Here is a 21,197-nt window from a genome sequence, read left to right on the forward strand (position 1 = left end):
TTTACAGCAGGGCCATTTTTTACGTTACGTCCCCTTTGGGGGAATTAAGGGAGTTGGGATGAACCGATCGTCTATTGCCAGTGGCTGGGTCAGAGAGAAACTGTTGCAGCATGCGCAACACAAGCCGGACAGCATCGCGCTGCGCTATCGTGACAAACAGGACACCGATGAATGGAGCTATCGTCGGTTAGTGAACACCGCCTTCGCGATGGCGCAGGAGATGGGTGATTCGCTGAACGTGAATCAGCGCGCGATCCTGCTGATGCCGGGCGATGCACAATTTATCGCCAGCCTCAGCGCCTGTATTCTTAGCGGCGTGGCCGCCATCCCGGTCCATCTGACCAACGCCTTTCGCATCCACCGCAGCGCCGGGGTTATCGGCCACATTTTCGAAGAAAGCGCGCCGGAATACATCTTCACCTACCGCGCCATGGTTGAGGAGATCCAGTCGAAGGGCTGGCATCATCAGCGCAAACTGATAGTCGTTGACGAACTGCCGGGCAGCCTGGCATCAGGTGAACTGCCGGATGTCGGAGCGCTTGAGCGGATCTACCATCCCGGCGGCCCGGTTTACCTGCAGTACTCTTCCGGCTCGACCGGAAAACCGAAGGCCGTCCTTAACTACGACGATAATATCCGCGCCCAGCAGCAGCTGCTGCTGGATCTGCACTATCGCTGCCGGCCGGAAGTGATCACCGCCAACTGGCTACCGTTCTATCACGACATGGGCATGCTCAGCGGCCTGATGATGCCGCTGCTTTCCGGCGGCTGCTGCAACTTTATGCCACCGGCGCAGATGGTGGCTGACCCGCATCAGTGGCTGAAGCTGATTGAAGAGTACGGCGCGAACGCCGTCGCCGCGCCGGACTTTGTCTGGGCGCTGTGCAACGAGATGGTCAGCGATGAACAGGTTGCCCGGCTGGATCTGCGCTCGCTGAAGGTGGCCGCCAACGCCGCCGAACCGATTCGCGCCGATACCATGGCGCGCTTTACCGATCGCTTCGCGCCGTCAGGCTTTGAACCGCAGGCGTTTACCCCGGCCTACGGCATGGCGGAGTCCACTCTCGCCATCACCTACAAACCGGCCAATACCGACTACGTGATCCAGCGCTTTAACGGCGCGGCGCTGGCGGCGGGCAGGGCGCAGCCGGACGTTCACGGCAGGCCGCTGGTCAGCTCCGGGCGCGTCGATCCGCAGTGGCAGCTGCGTATTGTTGATGCAGAAAGCCATCAGGCACTGCCGGAAGGCCATATTGGCGAAGTCTGGGCCAGCGGCGCATCCAAAGCACACGGCTACTGGAACAAGCCGCAGCTTAGCGCGGAAACGTTCGAAGCCACCGTGACCGACGAGCCGGAAGGGCATCGCTATCTGCGCACCGGCGATCTGGCCTTCCTCTGGCAGGGGGAACTCTATATCTGCGGCCGCCTGAAGGACATCATCATTGTGGCGGGTGAAAACCACATGCCCAACGATCTGGAACAGGCGATCGAAAAGCAGTGCGAAGAGATAAAAACCGGCGGCGTCTGCGCCTGTCAGGACACCGACAGCGGCGAGATCCTGCTGATGCTGGAAGCGCGCCGCCATCAGAGTGAAGCGGTTTACACGGCGCTTTCCCGCGCCGCCAGCGCGGTGGTGGCGGAACACTTTGGGCTGACGATTGGCCGCGTTATCGTGCTGTCGCAGGGTAAACTGAAGAAAACCTCCAGCGGTAAAATCCAGCGTCGCCAGATGATGAAAGAGTGGCAGGGCAACGAGCTGAGCCCGCTGTTTATCTGGCAGAACGATCCGGCGGCCATATCTGCCCTGGCTTATCGCGCTGAAAATCCCGAAGGCGGGATAGCAGAGAAGGATCGTGACCTTGCTGCCGGTCGTGCTCTGAACGATGACATCCTGCCGTGGCTGCACGACACGCTTTGTCGCCTGCTGTCGGTCAGCGAACTGGACCCAACTCAGGGCCTGCTGGACGCCGGGCTGAGCAGCCTGCAGGCGCTGCGCCTGTGCCAGCAGATCAATGAAAAATACCGCTGTCGTCTGCTGGTCACCGATCTGTTTGCCCATCCGACCCTGCTACAGCTAAGCGGCTGGATCGCCAGCCACACCGCTGTGCAACATGCAGACGAACAGCCTGTACCGCCGGTTAACGGTAACGAGGTGGCGATTGTCGCCATCAGCTGTCGTCTGCCGGGCCAGCAGGATGATGCCTGGCAGGCGTATGCCGAATGGCTCTCCGCCGGGGAATCGGCGGTGCGTCAGGAGGCAAACGACCTGCGCCGCTTTGCGCTGCCGGTGGGTGCGCTGACTGATATCGACGGCTTCGACGCGGCCTTCTTCGCCATCAGTCCGAAAGAGGCGCAGCTGCTTGACCCGCAGCAGCGCATGCTGCTGGAACTGAGCTGGCACCTGTTTGAGCAGGCGGGCTGGCGGCCCGAGAGCCTGAAAACCTCCTCGCTGGGCTTCTGGATTGGTCAGAGCGGCAGCGAGTTCGGCATGCAGCTGATGCAGCAGAACGATCCCGACTACGCTAAAAGCTGGCTGGCGACCGGCATCAGCGCCAGCGCCAGCTCCGGGCGCCTGGCGAAATTTTACGGCACGCGCGGTCCGGCGCTGACGTTGGATACCGGCTGCTCCTCTTCGCTGGTGGCGCTGGACTGTGCGGTGCGCAGCCTGCGTGCAGGCCAGTGCAACGCGGCGGTGGTCGGCGGGGTTAACCTGCTGCTCTCCGCGCAGGTGGAACAGGCGCTGACCCACGCCGGGATGCTCTCGCCAAACGGCCGCTGCGCCACCTTTAGCGATAAGGCGGACGGCTACGCGCGCGGCGAGGGCGCGGTGATGATGCTGCTCAAATCCCACGCCCAGGCGCTGCGCGACGGCGATCCTGTGCTGGCGGTGATTGAGAACACCGTCGTGGCGCAGGATGGCGAAAGCAGCAGCCTGACCGCACCGAATCCGCAGGCGCAGGGCGCGATGATGCGCCAGCTGCTGGAGGGCGCGGACTGCACGCCGGAGGCGGTATCGCTGCTGGAAACCCACGGAACCGGCACCCCGCTTGGCGATCCAGTCGAACTGAGCGCCGTGGCGGCCGTGTACGGCGAACGCCAGCAGCCGCTGCCGCTGGGGGCAAGTAAAACCCAGCTCGGCCATCTGGAAGCGGCTTCCGGCCTCTATTCGGTGTTACGCGCCGTGGCGCAGATCCAGCGCCAGCAGCACTTCGGGCATCCCCATTTTCATCAGGTCAATCCGCAGCTGGCGGAAAGCTGGCCGCGCTATCGCTATCCACAGCAAACGCAGTCAGCCCGCGTTGAACGGGTGGCGGTCAACGCCTTCAGCTTTACCGGCACCATGTCGGCGGCATTGATCAAGCGCGCGCTAACGGCGGGATTGCCCGTATCCGCGCGGCCCGTCAGCGGCGAGTTGCCCGTCAGCGGCCACAGTGAAACCGCACTGCGGCAGACCGCCTCGGCGCTGGCAGACTGCCTGGTGAAGCACCCGGAAAACGCCGCTGCGCTGCTGAATGCCTGGTGCGCCGGGCGCGAACATCGTTTCCCGCTGCGTGCGCTGATCCGCTACCGTTCGCTGGATGAGTTAATCAGCCAGCTGAAACAGCCGGAGATCGTCACCACCGAACGCCTGAGCCGCTATCGCCAGGCGGGCAACGCCGAACAATGGCTGAGCGGCGGTCGCTTTGACTGGCGACAGGGTAGCGATCCGGCGCATCCGGCCGCGCTGGCGCTGCTGCCGCTCTATCCGTTTGACCGCCAGCGCCACTGGCCGCCGGGGCTGCGTTTCACGCCGTCAGAAATGGATAATTCAGCGGAGCCGGGCAGCACAACGTGCGAAACCAGCGCCAAAATTGAGGGGCAATCTTCGCCGGGCCAGCCCGGCAGCGAGTACGTGCGCGGCTGGGTGGCGGATACCCTCAGCCTGTCCGCGACGGATCTGAACGCCGATGACGATCTGCTGACGCTGGGGCTGGACTCCCTGCAAATGCTCGACCTGGTGGATGAGGGGAAAAAGCTCGGCGTTGCCCTGACGCTGGCGCAGCTGTTTGAAAAAACCACCCTTAACGCCTGGCAGCAGTGCTGGCAACAGGCTGAGCGGCAGGCGGAATCCGCCCCGCAGGCTGAAAAGGCGCAGGTACAGTGGGACGGCGGGGCCTTTACCCTGACCCCGGTACAGCTGGCCTACTGGCGCGGGCGTCAGGACGATCGCCAGCTGGGCGGCGTCGCCTGCCAGATCTATCTGGAGCTGGACTGCCCGCCGCTGGCCGATGGGCTGCTCAACGCCGCGCTGAACCAGCTGCATCAGCGCCACCATCTGCTGCGAATGCGCATCAACGCCGACGAGCAGGGAGTTATCGAGGCTTACCGCCCGGTGACCGTGGAAAGCTTCGACTGGCAGGCGCTGAACGATGAGGAGGCCGAAAATCAACGCCGGGCGCTGCGTGAAAAACTGTCTCACCGGGTGGCCGATCTCAGCCGGGAAAGCGGCTTCCATCTGGCGGCCAGCCACCGTAGCGAAGGCAGCCGCCTGCATATCAACATCGATATGGTGATTGCCGACGGCATGAGCGTGCAGATCCTGCTGGCCGAGCTGAGCCGTGCCATTAACCAGCCGCAGGCAGCGTGGCCCGCGCTGGAATACAGCTTCCCGCAGTATCTGCTGGAACAGCAGCAGAACGATCTCAGCGCCAGCCGCGACTACTGGCAGCAGCGCCTGGTGCAGGGGCTGCCGCAGGCACCCCAGCTACCTCAGCATAACCACGTCGGGCAGGGCGCACCGCGATTCAGCCACCGCGACTGGCAGCTGGACGCCGAACGCTGGAGCCGCCTGAAAGCGCTGGCGCGCGGGCAGGGCGTTACGCCGTCGATGCTGCTGGCGGGCTGCTACGCGGCCACGCTGCGCGGCTGGTCGGCGTCACCGGATTTCAGCCTCAACCTCACCGTGTTTAACCGCCGTGGCGATCACCCGCAGCTGCCGGAGCTGGTGGCGGACTTTACCACGCTGCTGCTGCTGGCCTGCGAAAGCCAGCCCGGCGACACGCTGCTGGCCGGTATCCGGCGGCTCAATCAGCGCTTTATGGCCGACTTCGATCGTGCCGACTACAGCGCGGTGGAGGTGATGCGCGACGGTGCACAGCTGCACGGCCGCCAGATGGATATGCCGGTGGTGTTCACCAGCAATCTGGGCCGCGATCTGATTGGCAGCAATACGCTCGGCGAATTGCATTACTGGATCTCGCAGACGCCGCAGGTGTGGATTGACTGCCAGGTGATGGAGCATCAGGGCGCGCTGCTGCTGTGCTGGGACAGCGTCGATTCGCTGTTCCCGCCGCAGATGGTTGAGCAGATGTTCAGCTTTATGTGCCGACTGATCGACGGCATCGCCAGCGACGAACGGCTGCTGCATGCCCCGGTGGCGCACCATGTTGATAGCGCCGTGCTGGTGCAGCGATGCCTGCCACAATCGTCTGCGAACCTCGCCGCGTTGCAGAAGTCCTCAGTATTACCGCATTCGTCGCAGTCTGTCAGTCAGGTCGGCTCCGTTTTATCAAGTCAGCTTCAGCCGACAGGGCAGCAGGATGCTTCTGCAAATCCTCAGCCCAATTCCTCGGCGCATCACACCGTACCGCCGTTCAGCCCGCGGCTGCTGCCTGCGCCGTTCTGGCACAGCGTGCAGCAGCAGCCGCATCAGCGGGCGCTGGTGGATGCCGACGGCGAGCTCAGCTATCGGCAGCTCGGCAATCAGGCCCGGGAACTGGCCTGGCGACTGCGTGAAGACGGCGTGCAGCCGGGGGATCGCGTGGCGATCCTGCTGCCTAAAGGCCGCCAGCAGATCGTCGCGTTACTGGCCTGCCACGCTGTGGGCGGCATCTATGTGCCGTTGGACGTGGCGCAGCCGCCAACCCGCCTGCAGCAGATTATCCAGCAGGCGCAGGTGCGGCGGGTGGTGGGTGCGGGTGTATCCACCGTTCAGGGCGATGGCATCTGGCTGGATATCACCCAATCCGGCGACGCGCTGCTGCCATTGAGCGAAATCACCTGCGGCAATCCGGCGGATGCCGCCTACATCATCTTTACCTCCGGTTCCACCGGGGTGCCGAAAGGGGTGATGGTCAGCCATCAGGCGGCGGCAAACACCGTGGATGAGATCAACCGCCGCTACGTCGGCGAGGGTGCGATGCGGATCTTCGCGCTGTCGGCGCTGAACTTCGATCTTTCGGTTTACGATATTTTTGGCGCGTTCTCCTGCGGCGGCACGCTGGTGATCCCGGCGGAAGGCGAAGAGAAAGACGCTCCGCGCTGGCTGAACCACCTGCATCAGCAGGAAGTGACCCACTGGAACAGCGTTCCTGCGCTGTTCGACATGCTGCTGACCGCCGCCGAGCACGATCCGCGCGGACTGCCGCCGTCGCTCAGCCGGGTGCTGCTTTCCGGCGACTGGGTAGGGCTGGATCTGCTGCCGCGCCTGCGGGCGCTGGGATCGCAGGCCGGCTTTACCGCGCTCGGCGGTGCAACAGAGGCGGCCATCTGGTCAAATGCGCTGGACGTTGAGCAGATCGACCCGCAGTGGCAGGCGATCCCCTACGGCTATCCGCTGGCCCACCAGTCATATCGCGTGGTGGATCGGCAGGGCCGTGACTGCCCGGACTGGGTGGCCGGTGAGCTGTGGATCGGTGGCGTTGGCCTGGCGATGGCCTACTACGGCGACGAGGCGAAAACCGCCGCCAGCTTTGTTATGCAGGGCGGCGAACGCTTCTACCGTACCGGCGATCGCGGGCGCTTTGTTCCCGGCGGCTGTCTGGAGTTCCTTGGCCGACAGGATCGGCAAATCAAGCTGAACGGCTACCGCATCGAGCTGGGCGATATTGAAGCCCAGGCCGAACGTTTCAGCCGGGTGGGCCGCGCGGTCGCGGTCTATCTGGATAAACCGCAGAAGCATTTACGGCTGTTCGTTGAGGGTGAAGCGCAGCGCGAACCGCAGGTGCAGGCGCATCCGGTTCAATCCCTCCCGGATAGCGTGCCGGTAGAACAGACCGCACAGCAGGAAGCGCTGGCGGTGCGCCATCTGCTTTGCCAGTTGCTGACCGCGAAGCTGGGCCTGGCGATGAGCGAATGGCAGCAGCCGGATGCGCTGCTGGCTAAGGCGCAGATCGCCCCGCGCTATCAGCCGCTGGTGCGCCACTGGCTGAGCTGGCTGGTCGGGCAGGGCTGCCTGATCTCCGGCGAGCAGGGCGTGAAAGTCGGGCAGTGGCCGGGCGAATTTGCCGTGCCGCTGCACCCGTACCTGGCGGCGATCGTGCAGTCGCTACAGCAGCGTCTGGCGTGGATCGCCGGGGTGGTACGCGGCGAGCAGAATGCGCTGGCGCTGCTGGACGATCCGGTACTGTCGCCGGAAACGCTGGTGGCCGGATCGCCGGAAACCCAGGCGGCTGTTGATGCCGTGGTGGCGCAGATTGCCGCACTGGCAGAGCAACTACAGCGTCCGGTGCGGGTGGCTGAACTCAACGGCCGCAGCGGCCTGTTCGCCAGTGCGCTGCTGGCAGCGCTGCCGGAGTCGGCGATTGAATACTGCCTGGTGGAGTCGGCCTCGTCGCTGCGCCAGCAGGCCGAGTTCCGGTTAAGCGGCTACCCGCACCGCAGCCTGCTGCTGGCGGCTGCGGACCCTTGCCGCTTCAGCGCCGACGTGGTGCTCAGTAATAACGCGCTGCACCGCTTCGATCAGATTGCGACAGGCGTGCAGGCGCTGCGCGGACTGTGCGCCGCCGACAGCCGTGCGCTGATACTGGAAACGCTGACCCTCAGCCCGCTGGCGCAGCTGACGGTGCTGCTGCTGCCGCAGGAAGCCGCTTACGCCGATCGGCGCCGTGGCAGCCTGTCGCCGCTGCTTTCCGCCGACGGCTGGCACGAGGTGCTGGCCGAACAGGGGATGACGGTGGCATCGGCCTGTGCGGTGGGCGCAGGCGCGCTGCTGCTGCAAAGCCTTGCGGGCCGGTCGCGCGCGATCCCGGACGCCACCGCCCTGCGTAGCTGGCTGCAGCAACAACTGCCAGCGTACATGCTGCCGCAGCATATTCACCTGCTGGAGTCGATGCCGCTCAGCGCCAACGGTAAGGTGGACCGGCGTGAACTGGCGGTGCGCGCCGCCGCTGATGCGCAGGCGACGGGCGGTACGGTCAGCGCCGCGCTGCACGGCGAGCGCGAGCATCAGGTCGCGGCGGTGTGGCAGCAGGTGCTCGGCGTGATGCCGGACGCCGCCAGCAACTTCTTCCAGATGGGCGGCGACAGCCTGCACGCAACGCGCATTGTGGCGCAGCTCGGCGATGTTGGCCTCGGTGGCGCAACTCTCGGGCAGCTGTTTGCCGCGCCGGTACTGCGCGACTTTGTCCGCCAGATCCCCGAACAGCAGGCCAGCACGCAGAGTGCCGCACTGGTCCACGATGCCGAACAGCGCTACCAGCCGTTTGCCGCCACCGACGTGCAGCAGGCCTACCTCACCGGGCGGCAGTCTGGTTTCGATCTCGGCGGCGTGGCGACGCACTATTACTCGGAATATGAGGGCGACGCATTTGACGCCGCGCGGCTGGAGCGGGCACTCAGCCAACTGGTGGCTCGTCACGATGCCCTCCGTCTGATTTTCGACGAACAGGGAATGCAGCGCGTGCTGCCCGAGCAGCCCGGTGCCGCGCTGACCGTGCTGCGCTGCCCGGCGGCAGAGTGGTCGTCTTTTACCGAACACCAGCGTGAAAGCCTCTCCCACCGCGTACTGGCTCCTGGCGAATGGCCGCTGTTCCACGCCACGCTGATTGAAAGTGACGACGGACAAAACCGCTTCTGCCTGGGGCTGGATAATCTGGTGCTGGACGGGCTGAGCATGCAGATGTTTATTGCCGAACTTGCCGCGCTGTATGCCGATCCGCAGGCCGCGCTGCCGCCGGTGGATATCGGCTTCCGCGACTACGTCACCACCGTCCACGGCAAACAGCAGCCGGGATCGGAACAGTACTGGCTGGAGCGGCTGGAAAGCCTGCCGGACGCCCCGGCGCTGCCGCTGGCCTGCGATCCGCGCACCCTCGGCACGCCGCGCTTCCGCCGCCGCAAAGGCTGGCTCTCCGCCGAACGCTGGCAGCGGCTGACCGCCAAAGCGCGCAGTCATCAGATCACCCCGTCCTGCCTGCTGCTGACCTGCTATGCGCAGGTGCTGGCGCGCTGGTCGGCGTCGCCGTCGCTGAGCATTAACGTCACGCTGTTCGATCGTCAGCCGGTCCATCCTGCGATCAATCACGTGATGGGCGATTTCACCTCGCTGCTGCTGCTGGCCTGCCACCACGAACCGGGTGAAAGCTGGCAGCATCGCGCCCGCCAGCTCCAGCAGCAGCTGGGCGACGATCTGGCGCATATGGATGTCTCTGCGGTGTGGGTGATGCGCGAGCTGAGCCGCCTGCGCGGTAGCGCGCAAACCATGATGCCGGTGGTGTTTACCAGCGCGCTGGGTGCGCAGAACGCCGACTATCCGCAGGCCGATTTCCCGCCTTCAATCTGGGGCGTATCGCAGACCCCGCAGGTATGGATTGACCACCAGGTCTTTGAACGCGACGGCGAGCTGCACTTCAACTGGGACGTGGTGGAGGGACTGTTCCCGGCAGGCACCATCGACGAGATGTTTGCCGCCTATGGCGATCTGCTGCGCGAGCTGAGTGAACGGGAAAACTGGGACGCCGTTATTCAGCCCGCCCTGCCGGTGCATCAGCAGGCGGCGCGGCACGAGGTTAACGGCGTCACGCTGCCGGAAGACTGCCGTTCGCTGCACGGTCGTGTGGCGGATGCCATGCACCGCTATGCCGATCGCACCGCGCTGATCGACGGCGAACGGCAGCTGAGCTTCCGTCAGCTGGAGCTGAAGGTGCAGCGGCTGGCGCTGGCGCTGCTGGAGCAGGGCGCGCAGGCCGGGGAGCACATTGGCGTGGCGCTGCCGCGCGGCAGCGAACAGGTCATTGCGGTGCTGGCGGTGCAGTGGATCGGTGCGGTGTATGTGCCGCTGGCCGTTTCCTGGCCGCTGCACCGCCGCCAGCAGATCGTCACGCAGGCGGCGATCCGGCGGGTGATCGGCCGTGAAGATCTTGAATGGCCCGCTGAGGTTGCGCGCATCGTCGTCGACGCCCGACCGCTGGGTTCACGGCTGCCCGCCGCCGCAGAGGTGTCAACGGATGCGCTGGCCTACATCATCTTTACCTCCGGCAGTACCGGAACCCCGAAAGGCGTCGCCGTTACCCACGCGGCGGCGGTGAACACCCTGGTGGCGATCAATCAGCTTTATTGCGTAACGGAGCGGGATCGCGGGCTGGCGCTGTCGGCGCTGCATTTCGATCTGTCGGTGTGGGACATCTTCGGCCTGCTCTCCGCGGGCGGCAGCCTGGTCATGGTATCGGAGCAGGATGAAAAAGATGCCTGGCGCTGGCTGGCGCTGGGGCAGGAACACCGCATTACGCTGTGGAACAGCGTCCCGGCGCTGCTGGAAATGGCGCTGCCGCTGAGTGACATGCAGGACGCACCCACCGGGCTGGCGGATCTGCGGCTGGTGATGCTCTCCGGCGACTGGGTGTCGCCAACGCTGGCGCAGGGGCTACAGGCCGTAGCCCCGCAGGCGCAGGCCATCGCGCTGGGCGGCGCAACCGAGGCGTCGGTCTGGTCGAATCACTGGCCGATGGTGCACAGCGTCGACGGCTGTCACTCCGTTCCCTACGGCGTGCCGCTGCCGAATCAGGCATTCCGCGTGGTTAACGAGCTGGGCGACGACTGCCCGGACTGGGTGCCGGGCGAATTGTGGATCGGCGGGCGCGGCGTGGCGGCGGGCTACTTTGGTGATGAACAACGCACCGCCAGTCAGTTTGTCACCCTCAACGGCCAGCGCTGGTATCGCACCGGAGACATCGGTCGTTACCTGCCCGGCGCGGTACTGGAGTTCCTTGGCCGCCGCGATAACCAGGTCAAAGTTTCCGGCTACCGTCTGGAGCTGGACGAGATCCGCCTGGCCATCGACAGCGCACCGGGCATCGACGACGCGCAGGTGTGGGTGGCCGAACAGGGCGGGCGTCCGGTGCTGGCAGCGGTGGTGCAGTCCGCACAGCAGCCCGACTGGCGCGCGCTGGCGCAGCATCTTGCCGGCCTGCTGCCTGCCTACGCCATTCCGTCCCTGTGGGGCTACTGCGACAGCTGGCCGCTGACCGACAACGGCAAGCGCGACCGCCGTGCCATTGAAGCGCTGGCCCAGGGCATGGCGCGCCAGGCGGCGGATCGCCCGCTCAGCGACGCCGAACGGCAGCTGGTTGCGCTGCTGGCTCCGCTGCTGGAGCGCGACGACATCGATATTTACGACAACTTTTTCGCCATCGGCGGCGACTCTTTTATCGCCACGCGGCTGGCCGCCGCTCTGCGCCGCGAACACGGTGTAGAGCTGCCGCTGTGGCAAATCTTCCAGTTACAAACGTTGGATCGCATTGCGGAGGCCGTGGCTTCCGCCTGCGAGCAGGCGTCGGATACCCATTTTGAGGAAGGAACGTTATGACCAGCCATTCACCATCGGCGCAGCAGGCGCTTTCCCTGCTGCTTTCCCTTGAAAAACAGCAGGCGCAGTTCTGGTTAGACGCGGGCGCGCTGAAGTTTCGCGCCCCGCAGGGGGTGATTGGCCCTCAGCAGATTGAGCAGCTTAAGGCACTCAAACCGGAGATTATCGCGCTGCTGGAACAGTGGAGCCGTGAGGACGCCTTTGTCGCCGAGCCGCAGGACCAGCACCTGCCGTTTGCGCTCAGCGACGTGCAGTCCGCCTACTATATTGGCCGCCAGCAGGCGTTTAATTTCGGCGGTATTGGCTGCCACGGTTATTTTGAAATTGCGTCCTCACACTGGGATGCTCCACGGCTGGAGGCCGCATGGAACCGGCTGGTAGCCCGCCATGCGATGCTGCGCGCCGTCGTCAACCCGCAGGGCGAGCAGCAGATCCTGCCGTCGGTGCCGCACTTTGCCATCGCCTGCCGCAACGCGTCGCCGCAGGCGCTTCGCGAGGAGATGTCCCACCGGGTTTACGCCACCGACAGCTGGCCGCTGTTCGATTTGCAGTTCAGCCACACCGACGCCGGTGACTGCCTGCACTTCAGTATCGATCTGCTGATTGCCGACGCGCTGAGTATTCAGATCCTGCTGGCCGAGCTGTGGCGCGAGTATCGCGGCGAATCCGCCGGGGATGCACCTACCGTCAGCTTCCGCGATGTGATCCAGTACCAGCAGCGCCAGCAGCGTCACCGCCGCTATGCCGAAGCGCGTGATTTCTGGCTGGATCGGCTGGAAAGTCTGCCGGAATGCCCGCAGCTGCCGCTGCTGCCGGAGGCCGCCAACGAGGGATCGCCGTCGTTCTTCCGCCTCAGCCAGCAGTGGAATGCCGCCCAGTGGCAGCGCCTGCGTTCGCGCTGCCAGCAGCAGGGCGTGTCGCCCTCCGCACTGCTACTGACGATCTATGCCGAAACCATGGCGCGCTGGTCCGCCAACCGTCATTTTTGCCTGAATCTGACGGTGATGGATCGTCCGGACGTGCATCCTGACGTGGCCTCGCTGATCGGTGACTTTACCTCGGTCAGCCTGCTGGAGGCGGATCTGCGTCACACCTGCACCCTCGGCGAGCGGGTCAACCAGCTGCAAACCCGGCTGTGGCAGGACCTGGAGCATAACGCCTTTTCCGGCGTGTCGACCATCCGTGAACTGGCACGCCAGCGCGGTAGCCAGCGTGCCCGTATGCCGGTGGTGTTTACCAGTGCGCTGGTCAGCGATGAGCACGCGCCGGATACCGCCAGCGCGCTGCCGGGCGATGCGCACTTTACCTGGGGCATCAGCCAGACCCCACAGGTGTGGATCGACTGCCAGGTGATGCTGTTCCAGGGCGGGCTGCTGATTAACTGGGATGTGATCGACGGTGTGTTCCCCGAAGGCACCGTGACGGCGATGTTTGACGCCTTTAGCAGCCAGATCGCTCGGGTGCTGGAGGAAGATCGCTGCTGGCAGCAGCCGGTCCAGCTGCCGCTGCCCGAGGCGCAGCAGCAGACGCGCGTTCGTGCCAACGCCACCACCCGCGATATCCCCAGCGGATTACTGCACGACGATCTGCTGCAGCAGACGGCACAGCGGCCGCAGGCGGTGGCGCTGATTGATGACGACGGTGAAGTGAGCTACGGCGAACTGCTGCAACAGGCGCAGACCCTGGCCGACAGCCTGGACGGCGCGGGCCGCTATGCGCTGGTGCTGAACGTGCGTCGCCAGCAGATTATCGCCGCGCTGGCGGTCCTGCTGGCGGGCGGTACCTATATTCCTGTCGACGCCGGGCAGCCGGAACTGCGCATCGCCCAGATCGTTGCCGACGCCGGGGTGAAGGCGGTGTTGGTGGCCGGGCACATTGAGCAGCAGGCGTGGCAGCAGCAGGGCGTGGCGGCGGTGGACGTGCTGCACCCCGTGGCCCTCGCGCCGCAGAGCGTGGCGGCGCAGGCCGATCCGCAGGATGCCGCCTACATTATCTACACCTCCGGCAGTACCGGGCAGCCGAAAGGCGTGGTCATCAGCCACGACGCGGCGCGCAATACCCTGCGCGATCTGCAACAGCGGCTGACATTAACCGCCGACGACCGCCTGCTGGCGCTTTCCCGCATCAGTTTTGACCTGTCGGTGTTCGATATCTTTGGCGTGCTCGGTGCCGGTGGCGCGCTGGTGCTGCCCGCCGAGGCCGACCAGCGCAACCCGGCGCAGTGGGCGCGGCTGATCCGTCAGCATCGGGTAACGCTGTGGAACACCGTTCCTGCGCTGATGAATATGCTGACCGGCTACCTGGCGACCGAAAATGCCACGCTGGACTCGCTGCGTTCGGTGATGATGTCCGGCGACTGGATACCGGTGGGGCTGCCCGCAGCGATTGCCCGCAGTGTACCGCAGGCCCGTCAGCTGAGCCTGGGTGGCGCAACCGAGGCGGCCATCTGGTCCAACAGCTGGCCGATCGATCCGAAATATCACTATCAGCAAAGCATCCCCTACGGGCTGCCGCTGGCCAATCAGCGGTTCCGCGTGGTCAACGCGGTGGGCGAAGACTGCCCTGATTGGGTGGCGGGCGAACTGTGGATCGGCGGGCGCGGTGTGGCCCTGTCTTACTGGGGCGACGCGGAGAAAACCGCCGACCGCTTTATCACCGATGAGCGCGGCGTGCGCTGGTATCGCACCGGCGACCGCGGCTGCTACAGCGCCGACGGCGTGCTGATCTTCCTCGGCCGACTGGACCAGCAGGTTAAAATTCGCGGGCACCGCGTGGAGCCGGGCGAGATCGAAGCGGCGCTGTCGCGGCTGCCGCAGGTGGCGCAGGCGGCGGTCGTGGTGCGCGGCGGCCCGATCCAGAAAGAGCTGCATGCGTACGTTGAACCGGCGATCCTGACGGCGGCCGGTGCCCAGAAAAACACGCAGTGGCAGGCGGTGCTGCCGTCGCTCCGGCAGGCGGCGGATCGCGTGACCGCCTCGCTGGATCGCGGGCAGATTGCCGAACTGACCGACGCGCTGGACCGCGTGGCGCTGATGCATATGGTGAAAGCGCTGTGCGAGAGCCGGGCGCTGAACGTCGGACAGCCGGTGACGCTGGATGAGATGATGCAAAGCGGCGGCGTGGCGGAAGAAAACCGCCAGCTGGTGCGCCGCTGGCTGCGCGCGCTGGTGCAGCACGGCATGCTGGTGCAGGACGGCGACCGCTATCAGCTGCAACACTCGGTTGACGGGGCCGAGATTGCCCGCCTGTGGCAGCGCGGCGAGCAGCTGATTACCGGGCTGGACGACAACGGCGGCCTGCTGACCTACCTGGAACGCAGCAGCCGCTGCCTGCCCGAGCTGCTGCGCGGCGAAGAAGATCCCCTGAATCTGCTGTTCCCGGACGGCAAGCTCGATGTGGCGACCCACGCCTATCAGAACAACCTGATTAGCCGACTGATGAACCATCTGCTGCTGCATGCGGCGGAAGAAAAGGTGCGTACGATGGCCGAACGCCGTCGGGTACGGGTGCTGGAAATCGGCGCGGGCGTTGGCGGCACCAGCAACGTGCTGATCCCGCTGCTGGCCGGCTATGACGTCGAGTACACCTTTACCGACGTCTCGCCGTTCTTCCTCAACGAGGCGCGCCAGCGCTATCAGCAGCACGATTTTGTGCGCTACCAACTGTACGACTTTAACCGCCCGCCGCTGGAGCAGGGGCTGGACTGCGGTCAGTTCGATATGATCGTCTCTAACAACGTGCTGCATAACGCGGTGGTGGCCCGCGACGGGCTGGCCAATCTGCGCCAGCTGCTGGCGCCCGGCGGCTGGCTGCTGATTATCGAAGCCACCCGCGACAACTACCAGCTGATGACCTCGATGGAGTTCAAGCACGGCCTGACCGGCTTCGCCGACGAGCGTCTGGAAATTGACTCGCCGTTTATGCCGCAGGATCGCTGGCTGGCGGCGCTGGATGACGTCGGGGCGGAATCCCTGTGGGCGTGGCCGCCGGAGCAGGATGCGGTATCGCGCCTCGGCCAGAGCTTTATGCTGGCGCAGTTCAACTCCCGCCGCCAGCGCTGCGAGCCGCAGGCGCTGCTGACCGCGCTGAAAGCGCAGCTGCCCGCCGCGATGATCCCGGCGCGGCTGGCGGTGCTGGAATCGCTGCCGGTGACGGTGAACGGCAAGATCGATCGCCGCCAGCTTCCGGAACTGCCTGCCGCCGCCGAAAGCGCGGCGCAGACGGCCAGCGATGCCGGCAGCGACGCGCTGGAAAACACGCTGCTGACCCTGTGCCGCGAGCTGCTGAATAACGCCGCCATCGGGCCGCAGGATGATTTCTTTGCCAGCGGCGGCGATTCGCTGCTGATCACCCAGTGGGTCAGCCGCATCCGCGAAGCGCTCGGCGCCGACCGCGTGCCGTGGGAAGGCAGCCTGCGCCAGGTGTTGCAGCAGCCGACGGTGCGCGCGCTGGCGGATTACCTGCGCGAGCAGGGCGCGGCGGACGAAGAGAACAGCGACGGCTACGCCAAAGTGGCCTGCCTCAAGCCGGGCGACGGCGAAGCGGTGTTTATCCTGCACGAAGGTAGCGGCACTGTGCTGCCGTGCCTGTCGCTGGTGGAGGCGCTGAGCGGGCCGGTTTACGCCATTAGCGTCGCCAATACCGATGCCTTCCTCGATCTGCCCGCCGAGGGGCTGATCGCGCGGCTGGCCAGCGATTACCTGGCGGAGATCCGCGCGATAGCGCCGGACGCTCACCTGTTCGGCTACTGCAAAGGCGGCCTGCTGGCCTATGAGATCGCCCGCCAGGCGATGGAAAACCAGACTCCGCTGGCGTCGGTGACGGTGGCAAGCAGCTACCGCATTCCCTACGTCATCGACGATCCGCTGATGATCGATATGGCCATCGTCTGGGCGTTGGGCATTGACGCGCCGTGGCCGTTGGACAGGATTGAGCTGGAAACGGTTTATCAGCAGATCCTGCACCGGAATCCGGCGTCCATCACCCCGGAATGCGTGGCGCGTGTTGCTCGCGAGCAGGGCAAAACCGCCTTCGCCAGCGCCTATGAAGAGGTACAGCAGCGATCGGCGGAGCAGCGTCTGAACGAGCTGACCGCCGCTATCGTCGGCGATTCAGGCGGCCAGCCCGCACTGGCGGAAGCCGAGTGGCAGCGCATGTGCGCGGTGTTCCGCCACAGTATTCGCGGTATCTGCTGCTACAAGCCGGGCTTCTTTGCCGGTGAGATGACCTTTGCCTGCCAGCAGGGGGATACCTATCTGCTTCCTGCGCTCCAGCGCGATATGAAATCGTTCTGGGAAGGAGTATGCATCGACGAAGTGCGCTATGTCGATTTGCAGGGCGACCACTTCAGCTGCATGAGTGCGGAAAACGTTGCGCCGCTGGCGCAGCATCTGGAACAGCTGCGGAGAGCCGTATGAAGCAGATTATTGTTACCGGCGGCCGGGGGGAAGTCGGTCGCGCGGCGGTGGCGCTGCTGCGATCGCTCGATTACCGGGTGACGGTGGTCGGGCGCAGCCCCGGCGGGCTGGAAGCCGACTACCGGCAGTGCGACATCTTTGATGCGCAGGCGCTGGCGGACGTGTGTTCCGGGGCCGATCTGGTGCTGAATGCGGCCGGTCCGTCTTCGGTGATTGGCGCTCGCGTGGCGCGGGCTGCGCTGCTGGCGGGGGCGGGCTACGTGGACGTGGCGGGTGACCCGCCGCTGTGGCGCGAAATCGCCCAGGACGGCAGCCTGCAACACGCGCTGTCGCACCGCGCCTGCGTGCTGGGGGCCGGGTTAACCCCCGGCCTGGCGGCGATGCTGCCGCGCTATGCGCTGGCGCGGCTGGCGCACGTTTCCCACATTACCCTGTACGGCGGCGGCATCGAGCGCTTTACCGCCGTTTCCGCCGCGGATTTTATCGCCAGCCTCAATCCTTACCAGGAGCAGGGCCGGGCAGGCACGGTGATTGCCAACGGGGAAATGCAGCGGGCCACGGCGCAGCAGCGGGTGAAGGTGCCCACCGCCGCCCGGCCGTTCGACGCGCTGCCGTTCCTCAGCTTTGAGCTGGAGCAGCTGGCGGGTGAGTTCGGGCTGGGCAATCTGGCTGCTTACAGCCTGGTGGCCGATGCGCAGATGCTGCTGGCCTGCCAGCAGCAGGATGAGGCGCAGGCGGAACTGGTGCGGCTGAGCGGCGAACTGACCGCCGCCGAAGGTGAACAGCAGCACTTCTGGCTACAGGCGCGGGGCATCCAGGCCGGGCAGCCGGTTAACCTTGAGCTGCGACTGCGTTTTGGCAACAGCTACTGCCTGACCGGCAGCGTGGCGGCGCTGGCGGCGGATGCGCTGCTGCGCCAGTCGGCGAACGGGCTGAAGTGGCTGCCGCAGGTGCTGACGGCGGAACCGCTACTCAATGCGCTGCACGCGCGCGGCCTGCTGGCGCAGTTTACCGCCAGCGTGCTGCCCGCCGAACAGCCCCAGTTTACCGAGGGGGAGCTATGAGCCGTCCGTTACGCGTGGTGGTTTGCGGCACGCTGTTTGGCCAGGTGTATCTCTCGGCGTTTAACCAGCCGTTCGCCGGGTTCGAACTGGCGGGCATTGTGGCGCGCGGCAGCCCGCGATCCCGCGATCTGGCGGCGAAGTACGGCGTGCCGCTTTATCAGCAGGTGGACGATTTGCCTGAGGATATTGATATCGCCTGCGTGGTGATCCGTTCGGCCATCGTCGGCGGTGCGGGCAGCGACATCGCCCAGGCGCTGTTACAGCGGGGGATCTCGGTGTTGCAGGAGCATCCGGTCTACCAGAGCGACGTGGCGCAGTGCCTGAAGCTGGCCCGTAAACACGGTTGCACCTACCACGTGAATACCCACTATCCGCATAGTCCGGCGGTGCGGCGCTTTATTCGCGTGGTGCAGCGTGCGCTGGCCGAGCAGCGGGCGCTGTTTATTGAGGCCACCTGCGGAGTGCAGGTGATATGCAGCCTGCTGGATATTCTGGGCCGCGCCCTGGGCCGCTTCGCCCCCTGTGCCTTTGAAGCTCCGGGCGGCTGGAGCCCGGCGCTGCGGGCGCAGATGCAGGGCACGCCGCCGTACAGCCCGTTGCGCGGGGTGATTGCCGGGGTGCCGATTACGCTGAATCTGCAAAATCAGCTCGATCCCGCCGATCCCGATAATCATTTCCATATCATGCACCGTATCAGCGTGGGCCTGCCGGGCGGCAACCTGCTGCTGGCGAATACCCACGGCCCGCTGCTGTGGCATGCGCAGATGCATATCCCTCGCGAACGTACCGAAACGGGCTGCCGTGAGCCGCTGCCGCCGGAGAGCGCACCGCACTACTACCGCACTCCGCTGTACGCGCTGGCTGAAGATAACGGCAACGATTTGGACGGCGTGCTGGCGGAGCAGTGGCCGTCGGCGGTGCGCCATGCGCTGCGGGAGTTTGCCGCACGGATGGTCGATCCGCAGCCGCAGCATGCCCAGCAGCTGCTGGCGCTAACCGCCGCCTGGAAGGATCTGATGAGCCAGGTCGGTAATCCGCAGAGCATCACCTTTGACGCGCCGCCGCCGCTGCCTGCCGCCGCGTGGGCCGCGTTCAATCAGGGCGAGGAGCAAAACGATGACTGAACAACCTTTACGCCTGCTGCGTGCGGGCACCTCCCGGCAGATGGTTTGCTTCCACCATGCCGGGGGCATGGCCGAATATTTTCTGCCGTGGCGCGATGGCGTGGCGCAGGAAAGCGCGCTGTACGCCGCCCAGCTGGCGGGACACGGCGCACGCATGAACGAAACGCCGCTGACCTGCCTGCATCAGATGGCCGATCGTCTGGCTGCCGCCTGCCACTTTCTGCCGCGCCGCCCGACCTTTTTCTTCGGCCACAGCATGGGGGCGGCGCTGGCATTTGAGGTGGCGCTGCGCCTGCAAAAACAGGGCCGACCGATTGACGGCCTGGCGGTGTCCGGCCGCCTGCCGCCGCACCGCAACAGCGGCAGCGACTATCACCGACAGAGCGACAGCCACCTGATGGATAAAGTCACCCGGCTTTCCGGCGATGAGATGCCCTCAGGCCAGGCCAGAGAGCTGCTGACGCTGCTGATGCCGGTATTCCGCGCCGATTTCCAGGCGATTGAAACCTACCAGCGGCGCTGCGCGGAAAAACTCCGCTGCCCGGTGTTTGCAGCCGTCGGCGAGCGCGACAGCGAAGTCACGGTAGAAGAGATGTCGCAGTGGGAAAGGGTGACCGGGCATCGTTTCAACCTGAAAGTGTTTAGCGGCGGTCATTTCTATCTTCAGCACCAGCGCGATGCGCTACTGGCCTTTTTAAACCGCGAGTGCGCCAATGCCTCCGGTGCCTCAGTGAAGGAATATCATGAAATATAATGCGAATATCGTCAGCCTGTTCGGCCTTTACTGCGCGCAGGGCACGCCGCTGGGCTTTGCCCTGTTTGCCCTGCCGGGGATCCTGCGCGCGCAGGGAGCGGATCTGCGCTTTATCGGCCTGGTGGGTCTGAGCATGCTGCCGTGGGCGTTTAAGTTTATCTGGGCCTCGTGGCTGGAGAACCGCCGCCCGTGGGGCTTCCGTTCACTGCCCGCGGGACTGGCCTGGATACAGCTGTTAAAACTCTTGTCGCTGGCGGCGATCGCGGCGCTGTTCTGGTTCGATCCCGCCGGGCATATTATCGGTCTGGTGGTGATGGTCACGGCGGTGAACCTGTTTTACGCCACCCAGGATGTGGCGGTAGATGCGCTGGCGGTGCGCACCTTTGCCGGTAGCCGCCACGTTAACGTCAACGTCGGCCAGGTGGCGGGCTTCAGCCTCGGCATGCTGGTGGGCGGAGTGGTCAGCCTGTATGTCTTTTACCGCAGCGGCTGGCAGGGTACGGTGCTGCTGTGCCTGCTGATCCAGGTGGTCTGCCATCTGCCGTTCCAGCTTCATCTGCGCCACTTTGCCCGCCAGCCCGCCGAAGCGGCACCGCTGGGCGAGAAGGGCGCTGCACTGCGCTATATCTTCCGCCGCAAACACTGGAAGCCGGTGATCCTCACCGCGCTGCTGTTTAAATCCGCCAGCACCCTCGGCGCCAGCCTGGTGTCGCCGCTGCTGGTGGATATGGGCGTCAGCCTCGATCAGATTGCGCTGATCTCCGGCAGCGTGCTGATCGTCAGCTATATCGCCGGGGCGGTGGCGTCCGGCGTGCTGCACCGCTGGCTGAGCAGTGCACAGCTCACGCTGATCGGCCTGTCGGGCAGCCTGCTGTGCTGGCTGGGGATGGCGCTGTCTTTAAGTGCGGATCGCGCCTCCACCCAGTGGATCTTCACCTTCTTCGTGCTGGAAGGCTTCTTCTTTAACCTGTGCTGCGTGGCGCTGTTCGCCTGGTTTATGTGCTGGAGCGAAGGCGAAAAAGACGGTTCGGTGGTACAGCCGGGCACCGATTTCACCCTGCTACAGTGCTGCGAAGTGCTCGGCAGCAGCACGGCGATGGTGATCGGCGGCACGCTGGCCCATTACCTCGGGTTTGCCAACACCTTCTACGTGGCGGCCCTGTTCGGCGCGGTGATTGCGCTGGTAATTATGCGCTGCTTCCGCCGCGTACCGGACCGCACGCGCGAGGAACCGCAGCCGCTGAATGAGGTGGCGCAATGAGCGAGCCGCAAAAC

6 protein-coding genes are annotated in these 21,197 nt (G+C 65.3%); all 6 read left to right on the forward strand.

What is annotated here, in order from left to right:
- Window positions 1–58: 58 nt before the first annotated feature.
- Genes EC836_RS11420 through EC836_RS11445 form a run of 6 tightly spaced genes read left to right on the forward strand, consistent with a single transcriptional unit; the run spans window position 59 to window position 21,183 of the window.
- A complete protein-coding gene (locus EC836_RS11420; protein WP_123333077.1) occupies window positions 59–11,563 on the forward strand; it encodes a non-ribosomal peptide synthetase in 11,505 nt (3,834 codons plus the stop codon).
- Window positions 11,560–16,980, forward strand: coding sequence for a non-ribosomal peptide synthetase (locus EC836_RS11425; RefSeq protein ID WP_123333079.1), 5,421 nt, complete (start codon window positions 11,560–11,562; stop codon window positions 16,978–16,980). The genes EC836_RS11420 and EC836_RS11425 overlap by 4 nt, the downstream gene beginning before the upstream one ends.
- Window positions 16,977–18,044, forward strand: coding sequence for an NAD-dependent epimerase/dehydratase family protein (locus EC836_RS11430; protein WP_158612782.1), 1,068 nt, complete (start codon window positions 16,977–16,979; stop codon window positions 18,042–18,044). Before EC836_RS11425 ends, EC836_RS11430 begins: the two co-directional genes overlap by 4 nt.
- Window positions 18,041–19,168 carry a Gfo/Idh/MocA family oxidoreductase gene (locus tag EC836_RS11435; RefSeq protein ID WP_123333083.1) on the forward strand — a complete coding sequence of 376 codons (1,128 nt, stop codon included), beginning with the start codon at window positions 18,041–18,043 and terminating at the stop codon, window positions 19,166–19,168. Before EC836_RS11430 ends, EC836_RS11435 begins: the two co-directional genes overlap by 4 nt.
- Window positions 19,161–19,922 (forward strand): thioesterase II family protein, encoded by a 762-nt coding sequence (locus EC836_RS11440; RefSeq protein ID WP_123333085.1) that lies wholly within the window; start codon window positions 19,161–19,163, stop codon window positions 19,920–19,922. Before EC836_RS11435 ends, EC836_RS11440 begins: the two co-directional genes overlap by 8 nt.
- The gene (locus tag EC836_RS11445) at window positions 19,912–21,183 is read left to right on the forward strand and encodes an MFS transporter (protein ID WP_123333087.1); all 1,272 of its coding nucleotides are present in this window, start codon (window positions 19,912–19,914) and stop codon (window positions 21,181–21,183) included. Before EC836_RS11440 ends, EC836_RS11445 begins: the two co-directional genes overlap by 11 nt.
- The last annotated feature ends 14 nt before the right edge of the window (window positions 21,184–21,197 follow it).

The organism is Erwinia sp. JUb26, assembly GCF_003751505.1.
Taxonomy (GTDB): domain Bacteria; phylum Pseudomonadota; class Gammaproteobacteria; order Enterobacterales; family Enterobacteriaceae; genus Erwinia.